Source organism: Azospira sp. APE16 (assembly GCF_047901315.1).
GTDB lineage: Bacteria > Pseudomonadota > Gammaproteobacteria > Burkholderiales > Rhodocyclaceae > Azospira > Azospira oryzae.
Genome location: NZ_CP179682.1, coordinates 845,856 through 865,433 on the forward strand (window position 1 = coordinate 845,856; position 19,578 = coordinate 865,433).

Consider the following 19,578-nt stretch of genomic DNA (forward strand, 5'->3'; position numbering starts at 1 on the left):
GGGGGGGCTCGTCGCCTGGTGGTCGTTGCCAGCAGAGAATCCGGTGCTGGTCATGGCGTCCCTGGATAACTACCTGCAGCCCATTGCCCTGTATTTGCTGCTCGTCTGGGGGGGCGCGCGGGCCTCTGTGCCTGAGATGCGGACCAGCCTGGTTTTTGGCTATCGCCTCATGTTGCTGGCGTTGGCGCTGAATGCGCTGTTGGCCTTGTCCCACATGTTTGTGGATACTTGGCCTCTGGTACGGTTTTTCGTCCAGGGAGAGTCCGAGCCAATGGGGACCGTCTGGCAACGAGCTGCCCGTTTAGGGCGTTATTGCGGAATTTTCAACCAACCGGTTGAGGCTGGTATTGCCTATGGCCTGGGGCTGTTTGCATGGGGGCAATTGTTTCTGGCCGAGCGGCGACTGAATCTTTCCTTGTTCTACCTGCTAGCCATGCTGCTACTTGGCGGACTACTTTCTGTTTCCAAGGTATTCCTGATGGTGGCAGTTCCGTTATTCGCCTGCTGGGTGCTGATTAATCGTCAGGAATTGCCCCTGAAATGCCTTCAGGCTACCCATGGTTGGTGGGCCATCGGTGTTGTGACGGTTTTCGTGGCGCTTATGGCTTGGCGCTGGCAGGGGGTGAACCGCCTCAAGAAGACCTTGGGACTGGCAGATCAAGTGGGTAGCCGCGGATTCTGGAGTCGGCTGACGGGAAAGCGTTTCGGCGAGGCCGACTCAAATGTCCTGACGGCATTCCGGGAGGTATGGGAAAATGCGCCTTTGCAGGGGTTCGGTTTCGGCCTGCGTCGGGGATTCGACAACGCCTATCTCGAGTTTTTCTACCAGGGGGGCAGCGTAGGCCTCATGCTATATCTGGCAGTCTTGGTCTGGCTGGGGCTCCTGGGGCGCCGAGTCCTTTCATGGAGCAGGTCCGAAGGCTCCATGCTCCTTCTGATCCTGATATTCGTGGTTGTGGCGGGGCTTGGGGCTCCCGTACTTACCATCAACCGCAGTTCTATTTTGCTTTGGCTGCTGTTGATCATGTTTTTGGAGCTTGATGCCCGACGATACCAGGTCGGGAATTCGTAATGACCCCTCCTCGCATCCTCGTTTTTGTCGATTACTTCCTACCTGGCTTTCGTGCCGGGGGGCCCATTCGTACGATCGCCAATATGATCGCCCATCTGGGGGATACTTTTGCCTTTCGGGTGGTGACGAGGGATCGTGATTTGGGGGACGAGGTCCCCTATTCCTCGGTGCAGGTGGATAGTTGGAATGCCGTAGGCAACTCCGAAGTGTTCTACGCGTCGCCGGCGAATGATCGGCTATCTGGGCTGATGCGTCTAATGCGACAGACTCCCCACGATCTTGTCTATCTGAACAGTTATTTTTCCTGGCGTAGCGCCGGTCTTCCCTTGCTGCTCCGTTGGCTGGGGATCGTTCCGTGTAGACCTGTGGTTCTGGCTCCGCGTGGTGAGTTTTCCCCCGGTGCCCTGGCCCTCAAGGCGGGCAAGAAGCGCTTGTACATTCGGCTGGCTGGTTGGCTTGGCCTGTACCGCCAGGTCTGCTGGCAAGCTTCCAGCGAACAGGAAGCGGAGGATATCCGCCGTGCCCTAGGGGACTCCGCATTACGGGTGATGGTGGCCCCCAATTTGCTGCCCCCCCTGGCGCCGGTCGAGGCAGGCTCGACAGCAAAAATACCGGAGATGGTTCTGCCATCCAGCTCAGCTTTGCGGTTAGTTTTCCTCTCCCGGATATCGCCGAAGAAAAATCTGGCCTTCCTGCTTCAGGTCCTGGCAGGGGTGGATTTCCCCATATCGCTGACGATCTACGGCCCGCAGGAGGATATTGCATACTGGCAGCAATGCGAGGCATTGATGGCGGCATTGCCGTCCCATGTGGCAGTGCGCCACGCCGGGGTTTTGTCGCCGGAGCAGGTGCCTGCAGCCCTGGCAGGACATGAACTGTTCGTATTTCCAACCCTGGGCGAGAATTTTGGCCACGTCATTTTTGAGGCGCTTAAAGCAGGCCTACCGGTCTTGCTGAGCGACCAGACGCCGTGGCAATCGACCCCCGACGGTGCAGTGCAGACGCTTCCCCTGGACGCGCTGGCGCCATGGCGTGAGGCCATCCAGGCCCAGGCGGGGTTATCGCCGTCCGAGCGTCAGGTCCGGCGCCAGGCGGCGGCAGCTCTGGCAGACACGATGATGCACAGTTCGGATCGGGTGGCGGCTAATCGCCAGCTTTTCCTAGAGGCGCTTGGTGGCTGACGCTGTCCTGCCTTTGCGTGTCCTGCTGGTCAGCCAGTATTTCTGGCCGGAGGGTTTCTATATCAATGCCGTGGCCCGTCATCTTGCTGCCCGTGGACATCTGGTTGAGGTCCTGACGGGCAAGCCGAACTATCCGGCCGGCCGTTTTTTTCCTGGATACCGGGGAGGCGGATGCCAGGAGGAGACCTACCATGGCGTTCGCGTACATCGCCTGCCCATGTTGGCGCGCGGTCACGGTGCCCTGCGTTTGGCGGCCAATTATCTGTCCTTTGTCTTTTCCGGCCTGCTGTTCGGGCCCTGGCGGCTACGCCGCAAGCCATGCGACGTCATTTTTGTATACGCGCCGTCCCCAATTTTGCAGGCCCTTCCCGCGATTTTCCTGGGATGGCTGAAGCGTCGTCCGGTGGTCCTTTGGGTGCAGGATCTCTGGCCGGAGAGCTTGTCCGCCACCGGCTACATCCGTAATCCTGTGGTACTTTCCCTGGTGGCCCGGGTGGTGCGCTTCATCTATCGCCATGTGGATTTGTTGCTGGTTCAATCCAAGGCCTTCCGCGATGCCGTGGGGCCGATGGCTTCCTCCACCCCGGTGCTTTATTACCCAAATTCGGTGGAGGATGTCTTCGATGGAGAGGCCGCTCAGGCGCCGTTGCCCGTGCCAGGGGTAATGGATGGGTTTTGTATCCTATTTGCCGGGAATATCGGCAGTGCCCAGGCGGTGGAGGTCATCCTGGAGGCGGCCGAGCGGCTGACTGATCTGCCGGAGGTGCGCTTCGTCGTAGTCGGGGATGGAAGTCGGCGCGATTGGATGTTGGCGGAGGTGGCCCGGCGGGGGCTCGGGAATGTGGTGCTGCCCGGACGCTTTCCGGTGGAAAATATGCCAGCCTTCATGGCACGGGCCGAGGCGTTGCTGGTTACACTCTCGGACCGGCCCATTTTCCGCCAAACCGTTCCTAGCAAGGTGCAATCCTATCTGGCGGCTGGTCGCCCCATCCTGGCCTCACTGAACGGTGAAGGCGCCGAACTGGTGGTTGAAGCTGGGGCCGGTCTGTGCTCTCCCGCCGAAGATGGCAGGGGGCTGGCGGAGAATGTACGGCGTCTGTACGCCATGTCACCCGAACAACGGGCGGCATTGGGTGCAAACGGTCGGCGCCATTACGAGCGCCATTTCGCCCTGGATGTATTGATGGATGAACTGGTCGGCCATCTCGGCACGGCAGGAGTATCAGGAAAAAAATGAAAGTATTGGTTCTCGGTGCCAGCGGAATGCTGGGAAACGCCATGGTCAGGGTGTTGGGGAAGCAGCCGGAATGGCAGGTTTTTGGCACGCTGCGTTCGGACGGCGGGCGCCGGTATTTCACCTCCACCGAAAACGATCGCCTGATTTCAGGTGTGGACGTTGAGCAGATCGACTCCCTGGTTAAGGTGTTCTCCCAGGTGCGCCCAGATGTCGTAGTCAACTGTATTGGTTTGGTCAAGCAGTTGGCAGATGCGAAGGATCCCCTCCTTGCCCTACCCATCAATGCCATGCTGCCGCACCGTCTTGAGCGCTTGTGTGAACTGGCAGGAGCCCGCCTGGTGCACATGAGCACCGATTGTGTTTTTTCAGGCCAACGGGGGCGATACGCCGAGACTGACCTGCCGGATGCCATCGACCTGTATGGGCGTTCCAAGTTGCTGGGCGAGGTTTCTGGGAATCGCTCGATTACCTTGCGTACGTCCATCATCGGCCATGAACTGCAGAGTCAGCATGCCCTGATAAACTGGTTCTTGGCTCAGGAGGGCCGCTGTTTCGGGCATCGCAAGGCTATTTTCTCCGGTTTTCCCACCGTGGTTCTGGCCGAAATCATCCGAGACGTCATAATTCCCCGGGATGACCTGGCGGGAGTTTTCCACGTCGCGGCCGAGCCGATTTCCAAATACGACCTGCTGAAAATGGTGGCGGAGACCTATGGAAAAGAGATTGAGATCATTCCGGACGATTCCGTCGTGATTGATCGTTCTTTGGATTCGAGCCGTTTCAACAAGATTACCGGTTTTGTCCCGCCGTCATGGCCTGCCATGATCGCCAAAATGCACGAAAGCAAATAGAGATAGCAATGTTCAAAGACAAGGTACTGATGATCACCGGGGGCACGGGCTCCTTCGGTAATACCGTGCTCAAGCGCTTCCTGACTACGGATGTGCGTGAAATACGCATTTTCAGCCGTGACGAGAAGAAGCAGGAAGAAATGCGTATTGCCATTAACAACCCCAAGCTGAAGTTCTACATCGGGGATGTTCGCGACTACAACAGCATTTACCAAGCCATGAAGGGCGTGGACTACGTTTTCCACGCTGCCGCGCTAAAGCAGGTCCCCTCGTGTGAGTTCTACCCGATGGAGGCGGTACGCACCAACGTTCTGGGCTCCGAGAATGTCATGAATGCGGCCATCGCCCGTGGGGTCTCCCGGGTGGTTATGCTGAGCACCGACAAGGCGGTGTATCCCATCAATGCAATGGGCATCTCCAAGGCCATGATGGAAAAGTTCATGGTGGCCAAGGCCCGCATGCAGGGTGAAGGCGAGACGGTATTATGCGCGACTCGTTACGGCAATGTGATGGCTTCCCGGGGATCGGTCATTCCCCTGTTTGTTTCCCAGTTGAAGGAAGGCAGTCCCCTGACCATCACCGATCCCAACATGACCCGTTTCCTCATGTCCCTGGAGGAGTCGGTGGACCTGGTGCTTTATGCCTTTGCCCACGGACAGCAGGGAGACATTTTTGTCCAGAAGGCACCAGCTTCCACCGTTGCCGATCTGGCCCAGGCCCTGAAGGAACTGTTCAAGATGGACAATCCGGTTCGCGTGATCGGTACCCGTCATGGCGAGAAGCTGTACGAGTCCCTGATTTCGCGGGAGGAAATGGCCAAGGCCGAGGATATGGGCGGTTACTACCGGATACCGGCCGATAATCGTGATTTGAACTATGCGCAGTACTTCAGCGAGGGGGAGGAGAAAATTTCCCACCTGGAGGACTATACCTCCCATAACACCCGTCGGCTTGATGTGGCCGAGGTGAAGGAAGTGCTGCTCAACCTTCAGTACATCAAGGATGAACTCGGTGCTTAAGGTCATGACCATCGTCGGCACCCGGCCGGAACTGATCAAAATGTCCCGGGTGATTGCCGAGTTCGACCGCCACTGCCAGCACGTTCTGGTGCATACCGGCCAGAACTACGATTACGAACTGAACCAGGTGTTTTTTGATGATCTGGGCATCCGCCGCCCAGATCATTTTTTGGAGGCGGTGGGGGAAAACGCCGCCCAGACCATTGCCCGGGTGATCGAAAAGGCCGATGCGGTAATGGCCAGTGAAGCGCCGGACGCGGTCCTGCTCTACGGTGATACCAATTCCTGCTTGTCCGTGATCTCAGCCAAGCGTCGAAAAATTCCCGTTTTCCACATGGAGGCGGGTAATCGCTGCTTCGACCAGCGGGTACCGGAGGAACTGAACCGCAAGGTGCTGGACCACCTCAGCGATATCAACCTGGTTTTGACCGAACACGCCCGTCGCTATCTGATTGCCGAAGGTGTCCGACCGGAAACCATCATCAAGACCGGTTCCCACATGAGGGAGGTGTTGGACCACTACCTGCCAGCGATTCGCTCTTCCGACATCCTTGATCGTCTTGGCCTGACTGGTGGGCGTTACTTCATCGTCAGCGCCCACCGGGAAGAGAATGTGGACAGCCCGGACAATCTGTGGGACATGGTGGACACGCTCAATGCCCTGGCGGCGACCTACGATGTACCGGTCATCGTTTCCACCCACCCCCGGACCCAAAAACGCCTCGATGCTCTGGACCTGGGGGCGCTTGATTCCCGAATCCGTTTCCTTAAGCCCTTTGGCTTCTGCGATTACGTGAAGTTGCAGTTGGAGTCCCTGTGCGTCATCTCGGACAGTGGCACCATCACCGAGGAAGCATCCCTGCTCAACCTACCTGCCATCACCATTCGCAATGCCCATGAGCGTCCGGAGGGCATGGATGTCGGCACCCTGATCATGGCGGGATTGAAGCGGGAGCGTGTACTCGATGCGGTTCGGGTGGTGCTGGCTCAGCATGACCGCTCCCGTCCCTGGGGGCTGTCGGTGTCTGATTACGAGATGCCGTCCGTTTCCAAGCAGGTGCTGCGGGTGGTGATGAGCTACGTGGACTACGTCAACCGCACTGTCTGGTCAAAGGCCAGCGTCTGAGCAGCGGAGGCTTCCCATGGCCAAAGTGCTGGTGACCGGAGCCGACGGATTCGTCGGTCAGGCCCTTTGCAAGCGCCTGTGGCAGGCCGGGTATGTTTGTGTCCGGGCTGTGCGACAGGGGCAGGGAGCGGATGTCGTGGCCGTTGGTGACATCGGTTCCCATACCGACTGGCAAGCGGCGCTGGCCGGTTGCGATACCGTGATTCACCTGGCTGCCCGGGTCCATGTCATGCAGGAAACCTGTGCCGACCCCCTGGCTGCGTTTCGCGAAGTCAACGTGCGGGGTAGTGCCGTGCTAGCCCAGGCGGCAGCACGGGCCGGAGTCCGTCGTTTCATCTATCTCAGTTCGATCAAGGTGCTGGGAGAGTCCACTGCGCCCGGGCAGCCGTTTTCGGCGGAGTCCCCCCCCTGTCCCCAGGATCCCTACGGCATTTCCAAGTGGGAGGCAGAGGAAGTTCTGGCGCAAATTGCAGCCAATAGCGGGATAGAACTGGTGATTATCCGCCCCCCCCTGGTCTATGGCCCAGGGGTGAAAGCCAATTTTCAGGCGCTCATCCGCCTGGTGGCCCGGGGGATTCCCTTGCCCTTCGGTCGGATCCGTGGCAACCGCCGCAGCTTGGTGTATCTCGGTAACCTGGTGGATCTCATCGTGCGCTGTGTTACTCATCCGGGAGCTCCGGGGCACCGTTTCCTGGTTAGTGATGGCGACGACCTTTCTACAGCCCGTTTGCTGGAGATTTTGGCACGGGCCCAGGGATGCCGCCTCCGGCTACTGCCCTTACCAGCTTTCTTCCTTTCTCTGGGCGCTCGCCTGCTGGGGCGGCCTGGTGTGGCAGAGCGACTGCTGGGCAATCTGCAGGTCGACATGGACTTGACCTGCCGCCAGCTGGACTGGTCTCCTCCCTACACAGTGGCTGATGGCATGGCGGCGACAGTGTCCACTTTGCCGGGGTCCTCTTGATATGCTTCTGTCAGTCCTGTTCTGCCGCGGTGAAAAACATGCATGAGCCCCTGATAACGCCGGTCATTCTTTGCGGTGGTTCCGGAACCCGCTTGTGGCCTCTGTCCCGCAAGAGCTTTCCGAAACAGTTCGTTCCCCTTCTGGGCCAGAAGAGCCTTCTGCAGCTCACCCTGGAACGGGTTGCTCATCTCGGTGACTCCGTTCTGGCCGTGGCCGCCGAGGAGCACCGTTTCATGGTCTGTGATGACATGGCCTCGGCCGAGGTGCCCGGTGTCTTGCTCCTGGAGCCGGTGGCTCGCAATACGGCAGCTGCCATGGCGCTGGCCGCATTACAGGTGGCCGGAGACGTGCTGCTGCTGTTCTGTCCTGCGGACCATCACATTCCCGATGTGGATGGCTTTACCCGGACCATCCGGAGCGGCCGTGCTGCAGCCTTGTCCGGGGCACTGGTAACCTTCGGTATCGTGCCTTCCTTCCCCAGCACGGCTTACGGGTATATCCAGCAGGGAGCGTCCCGGGGGGCAGATGGCAGTTTTCGCGCCAGCCGCTTCATCGAGAAGCCGGACGGTGAGTTGGCCAGGCAGTTGCTGCTGGCCGGCGACAATCTCTGGAATGCCGGCATTTTCCTTTGCCGTGCCGATGCCTTGTTGACCGCCTTGCAGCAGCATGCGCCGGATATCCTTGCCGTTTGTCGGGAGGCCATGAGGGCGGCAAAGTCTGAAGTGGCGCCGGGGGGCTACACTTTCATTCGGCCTGAAGCCGAGACATTCGCAGCCTGCCGCTCCCAGAGCATTGATTACGCTGTGATGGAGCGGCACAACGATGTTGCCGTGGTCCCGTTTGCCGGCCAGTGGAGCGACGTGGGCAGCTGGAATGCTGTAGCTGACCTGTTGCCGGCGGATGCGGAGGGTAACCGGGTCGGTGGCCAGGGGCTGGCTCATGCTTCTCACAACACCTTTATTCATGCTCCCCATCGTCCCGTGGTGGCGCTGGGAACGGAAAACCTGCTCATTGTGGATACACCGGATGCCGTCCTGGTGGCACACCGGGATCGGGCCGAACAGGTGCGGGAAGTGGTGGCTCGTCTCGAAGCCAGTCAATGTATCCAAGCCGTTACCCACCGCAAGGTGGCGCGCCCCTGGGGATGGTACGACAGCCTCGACGTTGGCGAGGGGTTCCAGGTCAAGCGTATCGGTGTCAAGGCCGGTGCCAGCCTGAGCTTGCAGAAACATCTCCACCGGGCGGAACACTGGGTGGTGGTGAAGGGCTCCGCCGAGGTCACCTGCGGCGAGCGGGTCTTTCTCCTGGAGGCCAACCAGTCAACCTACATTCCCATCGGCGAGGTCCATCGCTTGCACAATCCCGGTATGGAAGAACTGGAGATCATCGAGATCCAGTCCGGTAACTACCTGGGCGAGGACGACATCGTCCGGCTGCAGGATACCTACGGCCGGGTGAGTGCCTGAACCATGCCCGATACTTCCCGTTTTCCCCTTATCTACATCGCCGGCCATCGAGGCATGGTGGGTGGTGCCATCCTCAGGCATCTGCTGCAGGCCGGCCATCCCGCGGAACGTATACTTACCCGCAGTCATGCAGAACTGGACCTGACGGACCAGACCCAGGTACGTAACTTTTTTGCCCGCGAGCGTCCGGACCAGGTCTATCTGGCTGCGGCCAGGGTAGGGGGCATTCACGCCAACAACACCTATCCGGCTGACTTCATCTATGAAAACCTGATGATTGAGGCCAATGTCATTGATGCCGCCTTTCGCAGCGATGTCAGAAAGCTGCTGTTCCTCGGCTCAAGCTGCATTTACCCAAAATTTGCCGAACAGCCCATCACCGAGGCGGCCCTTTTGACCGGGCCGCTCGAACCTACCAATGAACCCTATGCCGTAGCCAAGATTGCCGGGATCAAGCTGTGTGAAAGCTACAACCGCCAGTACGGCGTAAGTCATGGTGTGGATTTCCGTAGTGTCATGCCGACGAATCTGTATGGCCCCGGGGATAATTACCATCCGGAAAACTCCCATGTCATTCCGGCCCTGATCCGGCGTTTCCATGAAGCCAAGGTTGCCGGGGCTGCCGTCGTTACCGTATGGGGAAGCGGTAGCCCACGACGGGAGTTCCTCTTTGTCGATGACATGGCGGCCGCCAGCGTCCACGTGATGAATCTGCCGCCGACAACCTATGCAGCCCATACCCAGGCCATGCTTAGCCACATCAACGTCGGCTACGGTGAGGATGTAACTATTGCCGAGTTGGCCCATGCCGTGGCGCAGGCAGTAGGTTATGGCGGTGGAGTGGCCTTCGATGCCAGCAAGCCGGATGGTGCCCCCCGAAAACTGATGGACAGTACCCGCCTGCTGACCCTGGGCTGGCAGCCCAGAGTTACGTTGAAAGCCGGTCTGGAACTGGCCTATCAGGATTTTCTGACAACCCAATCACTCCGTTCCTGAAGGAATTGCATACATGGTCGAAAAACAAAAGGTTGCCCTGATTACCGGCGTCACCGGCCAGGACGGCGCCTATCTGGCCGAGTTCCTGCTGAACAAGGGATACATCGTGCATGGCGTGAAACGTCGCACTTCCCTGTTCAATACGGACCGAATCGATCATCTCTACCAGGATCGACACGAGGCAGGGGTGTGCTTTTTTCTGCATCACGGTGATATGACGGATAGCTCCAGCCTGATCCGCATCATCCAACAAACCCAACCCGATGAAATCTACAACCTGGCGGCCCAGAGCCATGTGGCCGTCAGTTTCGAGGAGCCGGAGTACACGGCCAATTCTGACGCAATCGGGGTGCTGCGGCTTCTGGAGGCCATTCGTATCCTGGGGCTGGAAAAAAAGACCCGTTTTTATCAGGCCAGCACCTCCGAGCTCTATGGCTTGGTGCAGGAAATTCCGCAGAAGGAGAGCACGCCCTTCTATCCCCGCAGCCCCTACGCGGTGGCCAAGCTCTACGGCTACTGGATTGTGGTGAATTACCGGGAGGCCTATGGCATTTATGCCTGTAACGGCATCCTTTTCAATCACGAAAGTCCCAATCGGGGCGAAACCTTTGTTACCCGCAAAATTACGCGGGCATTGGCTCGCATCAAGCTGGGGCTGCAGGACTGCCTGTTCCTGGGCAACATGGATGCCAAGCGGGACTGGGGGCATGCCAAGGATTATGTGGAAATGCAGTGGCTGATGCTGCAGCAGGAGAAGCCGGAGGACTTCGTCATTGCCACTGGCGTGCAATACAGCGTACGGGACTTCGTCAATGCGGCTGCTCAGGAGCTGGGCATGCAGATCCGCTGGGAGGGCTGCGGGATTGAAGAGAAGGGCTACGACGTTCACGGCAAGTGCATCGTTGCCGTAGACCCCGCTTATTTCCGTCCGACGGAAGTGGAAACTCTGTTGGGAGATCCTACCAAGGCCAAGGAGAAACTTGGCTGGACGCCGAAGACCAGTTTCGCCGAACTGGTGGCCGAGATGGTGCGCGAAGACTTGAAGAGCGCCGAGCGCGACGAACTGGTCAAGAAGCACGGTTTCAAGGCTCTCAACCATCATGAGTGACGCCGTTCTGATGCTTCTTTCCTGTCGCATGGAATCCTGACGTGAAGCGCCTGTTCGATCTCCTGCTCGGGCTGCTGGCCCTGGCCGTGCTGTTGCTGCCCCTGCTGCTGGTGGCCCTGCTGGTGCGTTTCACCTCCCCCGGGCCGGTCCTTTACTGGAGCGACCGGGTGGGGCGGCATAACCGCATTTTCAAGATGCCCAAGTTCCGCAGCATGCGGGTGGGCACGCCGGCGGTGGCCACCCATCTGCTGACGGACCCCAAGGTCTACCTGACGCCGGTGGGCTCCTTCCTGCGCAAGTCCAGCCTGGACGAGCTGCCCCAGCTGTGGAGCATCCTCAAGGGCGACATGAGTTTCGTCGGTCCCCGGCCGGCCCTGTACAACCAGGACGACCTGATCGCCCTGCGCACCGAGGCCGGCGTGCATGAGCTGGTGCCCGGCCTTACCGGCTGGGCCCAGGTGAACGGGCGGGACGAGCTGCCCATTCCCCAGAAGGTGGCTCTGGATGCGGAATACCTGCGCCGGCGCTCCCTCGCCTTCGATTGCCGCATCATCTGGCTGACCTTCCTCAAGGTGGTGCAGCGGGACGGCGTTTCCCACTGAGGTTGCGGGCGATGCTCTCCCCGCACCAGCCGTTCGACGCCAGCCTGCTGGATGAGGCCGGCCTCAACCTGCAGGCCGTCTTCGACGTGGCGGCCCTGCCGGAGGAGGTTGCCGCCTCCCTGGAGCGGGCAGCCCCGGGCCACGGCCGGCGCCAGCTGATCCTGCTGGGCCACGGCGGCCGCCGCCTGTGGCAGGCGGTGCAGGCCGCCGGGCTGGATTCGGACCATCCCATCGACGACTTCACCATTGCCAGCGTGGGCCGCTGGTTTGCCGCCGTCTGTCCCGGCCGGGACTTCCTCCTGCTCTATCCCGGCGATGCGCCGGTGGGGCTGCAGCAGCTGGGGCGGCTGGCGGGCTGGCACCATCCCTCGCCCTTCATGGTCGGGGTGCGGCAGCAGTGGGGCTCCTGGTATGCCTACCGGGCGGCCCTGCTGGCGGACAGCGACTTCCCGCCGACGCCGCCCCTGCAGGAAACCTCGCCCTGTGCCAGCTGCGCGCCCCGGGTCTGCATTGAGGCCTGCCCGGCCGGCGCCCTGGCCGGCGGCCGTTTCGACCTGGCTGCCTGCGTCGCCTGGCGCCGGCAGCCCGCCTCGCCCTGCCGCCATACCTGCCTGGCCCGGCTGGCCTGCCCGGTGGGCCGGGAGCACCGCTACGAGCCGGCCCAGATCCGCCACACCTATGCCAAATCGCTGGCGGCCATCGAGGCCTACTACTGAAGCGCCCCGCCGCCGGGAAATGGCCTGGGGGCCAGCAACGGCGGGGAGGCTGCGCTAGAATGGCCGGATAGACCAACAACAGGAACCCGCCATGGCCCGCCATACCAAGATCGTCGCCACTCTCGGCCCCGCTTCCACCGATCCCGTCACCCTGGAACGCCTGATCCGCGCCGGCGTGGACGTGGTGCGCATGAACTTCTCCCACGGCACCGCCGAGGACCACATGGCCCGGGCCCGCACCGTGCGCGAGATTTCCGCCAAGGTGGGGCGGCCGGTGGGCATCCTGGGGGACCTGCAGGGACCGAAGATCCGCGTCGGCAAATTCGAGAACGGCAAGATCCAGCTGGAGAGGGGCGACAAGTTCATCCTCGACGCCAACTGTGCCCTGGGAAACCAGGAGCGGGTCGGCCTGGACTACAAGGACCTGCCCCGGGACGTGGAGCCCGGCGCCGTGCTGCTGCTGGACGATGGCCGCATCGTGCTCGACGTGGAGCGGGTGATCGGTGCCGAAATCCACACCGTGGTGCGCCACGCCGGCGAGCTGTCCAACAACAAGGGCATCAACCGCCAGGGCGGCGGCCTTTCCGCCCCGGCCCTGACCGCCAAGGACATGGACGACATCAAGACGGCGGCCCAGATCGGCGTCGATTACATCGCCGTCTCCTTCCCCAAGAGCGCCGCCGACATGTACATGGCGCGCCAGCTGATGCGGGCCGCCGGCAGCCGCGCCCTGACCATCGCCAAGATCGAGCGCACCGAGGCCGTGGCGGCCCTGGATGAAATCCTTGACGCCTCCGACGGCGTCATGGTGGCCCGGGGCGACCTGGCCGTGGAAGTGGGCGATGCCGCCGTGCCGGCCCTGCAGAAGAAGATGATTCGCCACGCCCGGGAGAAGAACAAGCTGGCCATCACCGCCACCCAGATGATGGAATCCATGATCCAGTCGCCGGTGCCGACCCGGGCCGAAGTGTCCGACGTGGCCAATGCGGTGCTGGACGGCACCGACGCGGTGATGCTTTCCGCCGAGACCGCCAGCGGCCGCTATCCGGTGGAAACCGTGGAATCCATGGCCCGGGTCTGCATCGAGGCCGAGCGTTCCGCCGAGGTGACCCTGGACCGGGAATTCCTCGACCGGGTGTTCACCCGCATCGACCAGTCCGTGGCCATGGCCGCCATCTGGACCGCCCACCACCTCAAGGTGAAGGCCATCGCCGCCCTGTCGCAATCCGGTTCCACCGCCCTGTGGATGAGCCGCCTCAACTGCGGCGTGCCGGTCTATGCCCTGACGCCGGATGCGGAGGCCCAGACCAAGATGTCCCTCTACCGGGAAGTGACGCCCCTGCTCATGAGCCAGCAGCATTCGGACCGGGACGTGCTGCTCTACGAAGCCGAGCAGCTGCTGATGCAGAACGGCGCCGTGGCCAAGGGCGACCTTATCGTGCTGACCATCGGCGAGCCCATCGGCACCCCGGGGGGCACCAACACCCTGAAGATCGTCCGCGTCGGCGAGCACCAGATGCCGCCCCTGCGGGCCTGATAGCGCCCTCGCGGGCCTCGGGCCTCGGGCCTGATTCCGCCGCCTCTGTTAAAATTCCCGTCGCCCCGGTCCGCCGGGGCGAATCGTCTCCGGGTGCCCGCAAGGGAGAATCGGGAACGCGGTGCGGCAGGCCTTGGGGCCGCCCATTCCGCGACGTGCCCAACGCTGTGAGGGGGACTGGGCCGGCAGATGCCACTGATCCGCGGATCGGGAAGGCGCCGGCGCAGAGTGATCCCGAGTCAGAAGACCGGCCAGGAGACCCTTTTCGGCACGCACGGCCAGGCGCGCCGCCACCGATCTTCAGAAGGGGACTCCATGAAGACCGACCCCACCGTCAACAAAGTCATCTCCCTCGCCGGCTACCAGAACGAACACGAGTTCTCCGACGCCGCCCGGGACGCCATCTACCACGCCATCTTCTCCCGCCGCGACGTGCGCGGCCAGTTCCTGCCCGACCCGGTGCCCCAGGAGGTGCTGGCCCGGGTCCTCACCGCCGCCCACTTCGCCCCTTCCGTCGGCTACATGCAGCCCTGGAGTTTCCTCCTGGTGCGTGAGGCGGAGACCAAGGCCCGCATCCACGCCGCCTTCCAGCAGGCCAACCAGGAGGCGGCGGAGAAATTCGAGGGCGAGCGCCAGGCCATCTACAAGGAACTGAAGCTGGAGGGCATCCGGGAAGCGCCCATCAACCTGCTCATCACCTGCGACCGGGACCGGGCCGGCCCGGTGGTCATCGGCCGTACCCACATCAAGGCCATGGACCTCTATTCCAGCGTCTGCGCCGTGCAGAACCTGTGGCTGGCGGCCCGCAGCGAAGGCCTGGGGGTGGGCTGGGTCTCCATCTTCCACCAGCAGGCCCTGCGCGACATCCTGGGCCTGCCGCCGCGCATCATCCCGGTGGCCTACCTGTGTCTGGGCTACGTCAGCCACTTCAAGGAAAAGCCGGAGCTGGAAAGCGCCGGCTGGCGCCAGCGCCTGCCCCTGGCCGACCTGGTGTACGACGGCCAGTGGGAAAAGCCGGTGGAGGAGGAACTGCGCCAGGTTCTCAGCGAGCACCAGGCCAGGGCCCAGGAAAAACGCCGCTTCTAGGCATGCCTGCCCGAAGAGGGCCGTGGTTGGGGCGTCTCCGGCGCCCTGGTTGCGGCCTTTGTCTTTCTTTTGCTGCCCGGCGGTCGCAGTACTCGCCCGGGGGGCAAAGCCACGATAAAATCACGGTCTTTCCCGAGCGCCACGACAGCGGGCGCCGATCACGCCAGAACAAACCGCATTGCCCATTGGAGGAACACCATGCCCATCGTATCCATGCGCCAGCTCCTGGACCACGCCGCCGAGAACGGCTACGGTCTGCCCGCCTTCAACGTGAACAACATGGAACAGGTCTGGGCCATCATGGAGGCCGCCAATGAGCTGAACGCCCCGGTGATCATGCAGGCCTCCGCCGGTGCCCGCAAATACGCCGGCGAAGCCTTCCTGCGCCACCAGATCCTTGCCGCCCTGGAAGCCTATCCCCACATTCCCGTGGTGATGCACCAGGACCACGGCCAGTCCCCCGCCGTCTGTATGGCGGCCATCAAGTCCGGCTTCTCCTCCGTGATGATGGACGGCTCCCTGCAGGAAGACGGCAAGAGCGTCGCCTCCTACGACTACAACGTGGCCGTGACCCAGGAAGTGGTGAAGTTCTCCCACGCCATCGGCGTCTCCGTTGAGGCCGAACTGGGCGTGCTCGGTTCCCTGGAAACCATGAAGGCCGACAAGGAAGACGGCCACGGCGCCGAAGGCCACATGACCCGGGAAGACCTGCTCACCGATCCGGACCAGGCCGCCGACTTCGTCGCCCGCACCAACTGCGACGCCCTGGCCATCGCCATCGGCACCAGTCACGGCGCCTACAAGTTCACCAAGAAGCCCACCGGCGACATCCTGGCCATCGACCGCATCAAGGAAATCCACGCCCGCATCCCCAACACCCACCTGGTGATGCACGGCTCCTCCTCCGTGCCCCAGGAACTGCTGGCCGAGATCCGGGAATTCGGCGGCGACATGAAGGAAACCTACGGCGTGCCCGTGGAAGAGATCGTGAACGGCATCAAGCACGGCGTGCGCAAGGTGAACATCGACACCGACATCCGCCTGGCCATGACCGGCGCCGTGCGTCGCTACCTGTTCGAGAACCCCTCCAAGTTCGATCCCCGCGACTTCCTCAAGCCCGCCCGGGAAGCCGCCAAGAAAATCTGCGTCGCCCGCTACCAGGCCTTCGGCTGCGAAGGCCGGGCCGGCCAGATCAAGCCCATCTCCCTGGAGAAGATGGCCGAGCGCTACAAGAAGGGCGAGCTGAACCAGATCGTCAAGTAAGGCGGTCCGCCTTCCCAACCGCTGCCAGGCGCCGGATACTTCTCCGGCGCCCTTTTCTTTTTATCCGCCATGACCCTGCCCCTCGCCGAACACCCGCTGCGCCAGCGCCTCAATGACGAGGTCCACGCCCGCCCGCCCATGGCCCTGGAAGGGCCGGAGTGGATCAGCTACCTGGCGGTGCTGCACGAAGGTACCGAGGCGGCGGCCGAAGAAGCCCATCTGCAGCGCCTCTGCGCCGCCCTGGGGGCCAATCTCTGCCCGGTGATCCAGGGCGACCACTGGGTCATGGACGCGGGCCGCCTGCGCCTCAAGTGGGAGCGGCACAACGAATTTTCCGGCTACACCTTCTTCCTCGCCCGGGAACCCGGCGACGCCCCCGACACCACCGCCATTTCCGCCCTGCCGGCGGACTGGCTGGCGGGCCTGCCCGGCTCGGTGATGGTGGCCACCCATGTGGAATTCCGCTCCGCCGCCGACCTGGACCCGGAAGAACTGCTGGCCGACCTGCACCGCTCCGGCGACTCCTGGGTCGCCACCACGGTGGCCGACGGTGCCGCCTGGGTCGCCTCCGATTTCCAGCTGCACGACGGCTGGAGCCGTTTCCTGGTGCTGGACGAGCGCCTGCGCCACCGCCAGGCCGGGCGCACGGTGCAGCGCCTGCTGGAGATCGAGACCTACCGCATGATGGCCCTGCTGGCCTTCCCCGTGGCCAAGGAGGTGAGCCGCCTGCTGGCCAGGGCCGAGGGCGAGGTGGCCGACCTCATGGACCGCATGGGCGAAGCCCGCGGCCCCGAGGACGAGCGCCTGCTGCTGGCCCGCCTGACCCGGCTGGCGGCGGAGATCGAACGCTCGGTGACCCGCACCGCCTTCCGCTTCGGCGCCGCCGAGGCCTACTACGCCCTGGTGCAGCAGCGGGTGCGGGAACTGCGGGAACACCGCCTCAACGGCTTTCCCCCCATTTCCGAATTCATGGACCGGCGCCTGGCCCCGGCCATCAACACCTGTCTTTCCGTGGCCCGGCGCCAGACCGACCTGTCCACCCGCATCGCGCGCAAGAGCGCCCTGCTGCGCACCCGGGTCGATATCGAACTGGAGCGCCAGAACCAGCAGCTGCTGGGGCAGATGAACCGCCGCGCCAAGCTGCAGCTGCGCCTGCAGGAAACGGTGGAAGGCCTGTCCGTGGTGGCCATCACCTACTACGCCTCCCAGCTGGTCAGCTACCTGGCCAAGGGCCTGTCCAAGACCGTGCTGCCCCACCTGTCGCCGGAAATCGCCTCCGCCGTTTCCATCCCCCTCATCGCCGCCGTCGTGGCCGTCAGCATCCGCCGCATGCGCCGCGCCCTGGCCGCCGAGGAGCTGGAGCAGGGCGAAGGCCACTGATCCTTTATAATCCGTTTTTTCCCCTCTTTTTCGGGACCCTGCCGTGACCGCTCCCCTTTTTGAATCCACCATCACCAGCCTGCCCCTCGTCGCCCGGGGCAAGGTGCGCGACATCTATTCCGTCGATGCCGACCACCTGCTGATCGTTACCACCGACCGGCTCTCCGCCTTCGACGTGATCCTGCCGGACCCCATCCCCGACAAGGGCAAGGTGCTGACCCAGGTGGCCAATTTCTGGTTCGAGAAGCTGGGCCACATCCTGCCCAGCCAGCTCTCCGGCATCGCCCCCGAATCCGTGGTCAAGCCCGAAGAGCGGTCCCAGGTGGAAGGCCGCGCCCTGGTGGTGAAGCGCTTGAAGCCCCTGCCCATCGAGGCCGTGGTGCGCGGTTACCTGATCGGTTCCGGCTGGAAGGACTACCAGGCCACCGGCGCCGTCTGCGGCATCCAGCTGCCCGCCGGCCTGCAGATGGCGGCCAAGCTGCCCGAGCCCATCTTCACCCCGGCCACCAAGGCCGACGTGGGCGACCACGACATCAACATCTCCTACGAGGAATCCAAGGTGCGCTGCGCCGAGCACCTGGCCGCCGACCTGGCGGGCACCGGCAAGACCGGCGCCCAGCTGGCCGAGGAAGCTAAGAACGCCGCCATCGCCCTGTACACCGAGGCTTCCGCCTATGCCCGCACCCGGGGCATCATCATCGCCGACACCAAGTTCGAGTTCGGCATCGACAAGGCCGGTACCCTGCACCTCATCGACGAGGCCCTGACCCCCGATTCCTCCCGCTTCTGGCCCGCCGACGGCTACGCCGAAGGCATCAGCCCCCCCAGCTTCGACAAGCAGTTCGTCCGCGACCACCTGGAAACCCTGACCTGGTGGGACAAGAAGGCTCCCGGTCCGCAGCTGCCGGCCGAGGTGATCGAAAAGACCGCCGCCAAGTATCGCGAAGCCTACGAGCGCCTCACCGGCCAGACCATGGCCTGATCGGGCCGGACTGCCGCGGGCCGCACCGCTTGTGCCGGTCGGCCTGGGCTTCCCCCAAAAGGGGCGGGAGATTCTCCCGCCCCTTTTGTTTTTGCCGGCCGGAAACCCGGACGGGCAGTTGCGGTCCAACCCATGTCCCCGCTCCAACCCTGAGAAGGAGATCATCATGGACATCCTGCACTCCCCCGTTCATCACGACCTGCCCCGGGTGCGCCACGTGGCCTGGTTCCGTCCCTTCCACTGGCTGGCCGGCGGCCTGCGGGACCTCTCCCGGCGGCCCGCCCTGAGCCTCTCCCTGGGCGCCCTGTTCGCCATCGGCGGCCTGTGCATCTTCGCCCTGGCCCAGGGCCGGCCCGAACTGCTGCTGGCGGCCGTCTCCGGCTTCCTCCTGGTAGGGCCTCTGCTGGCCGTGGGCTTCTACGAGATCAGCCGCCGCATCGCCGGCGGCGACCGGCTCGATGCCGCCGCCGTGGCCCATTCCCTGGCCGCCCGCTGGCGCCCCCTGGCCCTCTACGGCCTCTTTCTGGCCGCCATCTACTTCATCTGGGCCCAGCTGACCACGGCCCTGGTGGCCTATCTGCTGGGCAGCGAGTGGATCTGGGGCTTCGAGGAACTGGCCCGGGAAATCTTCCTCTCCGGCCGCCACCCCAACCTGGCCGCCATCTGGACCCTCAGCGGCGCCACCCTGGCCGCGGTGACCTTCCTGCTCTCGGTGGTGACGGCGCCCCTGCTGCTGGACCGGGAGGTGGAGGTGCACCACGCCATGGCCACCAGCATCAACGTGGTAGCGACCAATCTGCCGGCCATGCTGCTGTGGTCCTTCCTTATCGTCAGCCTGACCCTGTTCGGCTTCGTCACCCTGATGGCCGGTCTGGTGCTGATCATGCCACTGCTGGGCCACGCCACCTGGCATGCCTACGCGGACCTTGTAGAATAGGCGCCAGACCCCATCTGCAAGAACAGACGTCCAGTTTCAGCGCCAGCCCACGGGCGGC

18 protein-coding genes and 1 riboswitch are annotated in these 19,578 nt (G+C 62.9%); all 18 genes read left to right on the forward strand.

Translation table 11 applies throughout. The annotated features are described in order from the left end of the window. The first annotated feature begins 52 nt into the window (after window positions 1-52). The gene (locus ACLSSQ_RS04245) at window positions 53-1,072 is read left to right on the forward strand and encodes a hypothetical protein (RefSeq protein ID WP_416243875.1); all 1,020 of its coding nucleotides are present in this window, start codon (window positions 53-55) and stop codon (window positions 1,070-1,072) included. Then, window positions 1,072-2,253, forward strand: a complete 1,182-nt coding sequence (locus tag ACLSSQ_RS04250) for a glycosyltransferase family 4 protein (protein ID WP_416243876.1) — start codon at window positions 1,072-1,074, stop codon at window positions 2,251-2,253. Before ACLSSQ_RS04245 ends, ACLSSQ_RS04250 begins: the two co-directional genes overlap by 1 nt. After that, entirely contained in the window at window positions 2,246-3,490 is a 1,245-nt protein-coding gene (locus ACLSSQ_RS04255) for a glycosyltransferase family 4 protein (RefSeq protein ID WP_416243877.1), read from the forward strand. The genes ACLSSQ_RS04250 and ACLSSQ_RS04255 overlap by 8 nt, the downstream gene beginning before the upstream one ends. Then, window positions 3,487-4,341: a dTDP-4-dehydrorhamnose reductase family protein gene (locus tag ACLSSQ_RS04260; protein WP_416243878.1), complete on the forward strand. Its 855-nt coding sequence runs from the start codon at window positions 3,487-3,489 to the stop codon at window positions 4,339-4,341. Before ACLSSQ_RS04255 ends, ACLSSQ_RS04260 begins: the two co-directional genes overlap by 4 nt. An 8-nt stretch (window positions 4,342-4,349) precedes the next feature. Next, window positions 4,350-5,360 (forward strand): polysaccharide biosynthesis protein, encoded by a 1,011-nt coding sequence (locus ACLSSQ_RS04265; protein ID WP_416243879.1) that lies wholly within the window; start codon window positions 4,350-4,352, stop codon window positions 5,358-5,360. A gap of 4 nt (window positions 5,361-5,364) precedes the next feature. Continuing rightward, window positions 5,365-6,486, forward strand: coding sequence for a non-hydrolyzing UDP-N-acetylglucosamine 2-epimerase (wecB, locus tag ACLSSQ_RS04270; protein WP_416243880.1), 1,122 nt, complete (start codon window positions 5,365-5,367; stop codon window positions 6,484-6,486). A 16-nt stretch (window positions 6,487-6,502) separates the two neighbouring features. Then, window positions 6,503-7,447, forward strand: a complete 945-nt coding sequence (locus ACLSSQ_RS04275) for a UDP-glucose 4-epimerase family protein (protein WP_416243881.1) — start codon at window positions 6,503-6,505, stop codon at window positions 7,445-7,447. A 38-nt stretch (window positions 7,448-7,485) separates the two neighbouring features. Then, window positions 7,486-8,913 carry a mannose-1-phosphate guanylyltransferase/mannose-6-phosphate isomerase gene (locus ACLSSQ_RS04280; protein ID WP_416243882.1) on the forward strand — a complete coding sequence of 476 codons (1,428 nt, stop codon included), beginning with the start codon at window positions 7,486-7,488 and terminating at the stop codon, window positions 8,911-8,913. A gap of 3 nt (window positions 8,914-8,916) precedes the next feature. Beyond that, entirely contained in the window at window positions 8,917-9,909 is a 993-nt protein-coding gene (gene fcl / locus ACLSSQ_RS04285) for a GDP-L-fucose synthase (protein WP_416243883.1), read from the forward strand. Between the two features lie 13 nt (window positions 9,910-9,922). Then, a complete protein-coding gene (gmd, locus tag ACLSSQ_RS04290; RefSeq protein ID WP_416243884.1) occupies window positions 9,923-11,017 on the forward strand; it encodes a GDP-mannose 4,6-dehydratase in 1,095 nt (364 codons plus the stop codon). 41 nt (window positions 11,018-11,058) lie between these two features. Then, window positions 11,059-11,619, forward strand: coding sequence for a sugar transferase (locus ACLSSQ_RS04295; RefSeq protein WP_416243885.1), 561 nt, complete (start codon window positions 11,059-11,061; stop codon window positions 11,617-11,619). Between the two features lie 11 nt (window positions 11,620-11,630). Next, window positions 11,631-12,335 carry a hypothetical protein gene (locus ACLSSQ_RS04300; protein WP_416243886.1) on the forward strand — a complete coding sequence of 235 codons (705 nt, stop codon included), beginning with the start codon at window positions 11,631-11,633 and terminating at the stop codon, window positions 12,333-12,335. Between the two features lie 91 nt (window positions 12,336-12,426). After that, window positions 12,427-13,872, forward strand: coding sequence for a pyruvate kinase (gene pyk / locus ACLSSQ_RS04305; RefSeq protein WP_416243887.1), 1,446 nt, complete (start codon window positions 12,427-12,429; stop codon window positions 13,870-13,872). A 74-nt stretch (window positions 13,873-13,946) separates the two neighbouring features. Next, window positions 13,947-14,143, forward strand: a riboswitch (cobalamin riboswitch). Window positions 14,144-14,187: 44 nt separating this feature from the next. Further along, a complete protein-coding gene (gene bluB / locus ACLSSQ_RS04310) occupies window positions 14,188-14,958 on the forward strand; it encodes a 5,6-dimethylbenzimidazole synthase (protein WP_014235178.1) in 771 nt (256 codons plus the stop codon). A 198-nt stretch (window positions 14,959-15,156) separates the two neighbouring features. Further along, entirely contained in the window at window positions 15,157-16,221 is a 1,065-nt protein-coding gene (fba, locus tag ACLSSQ_RS04315) for a class II fructose-bisphosphate aldolase (protein WP_130459100.1), read from the forward strand. 69 nt (window positions 16,222-16,290) lie between these two features. After that, window positions 16,291-17,601, forward strand: a complete 1,311-nt coding sequence (locus tag ACLSSQ_RS04320; RefSeq protein ID WP_014235176.1) for a DUF3422 family protein — start codon at window positions 16,291-16,293, stop codon at window positions 17,599-17,601. A 43-nt stretch (window positions 17,602-17,644) separates the two neighbouring features. Then, on the forward strand, window positions 17,645-18,583 hold the full coding sequence (locus tag ACLSSQ_RS04325) for a phosphoribosylaminoimidazolesuccinocarboxamide synthase (RefSeq protein WP_130459098.1): 939 nt from the start codon (window positions 17,645-17,647) through the stop codon (window positions 18,581-18,583). A 166-nt stretch (window positions 18,584-18,749) separates the two neighbouring features. Further along, entirely contained in the window at window positions 18,750-19,520 is a 771-nt protein-coding gene (locus ACLSSQ_RS04330) for a DUF2189 domain-containing protein (protein WP_130459097.1), read from the forward strand. The last annotated feature ends 58 nt before the right edge of the window (window positions 19,521-19,578 follow it).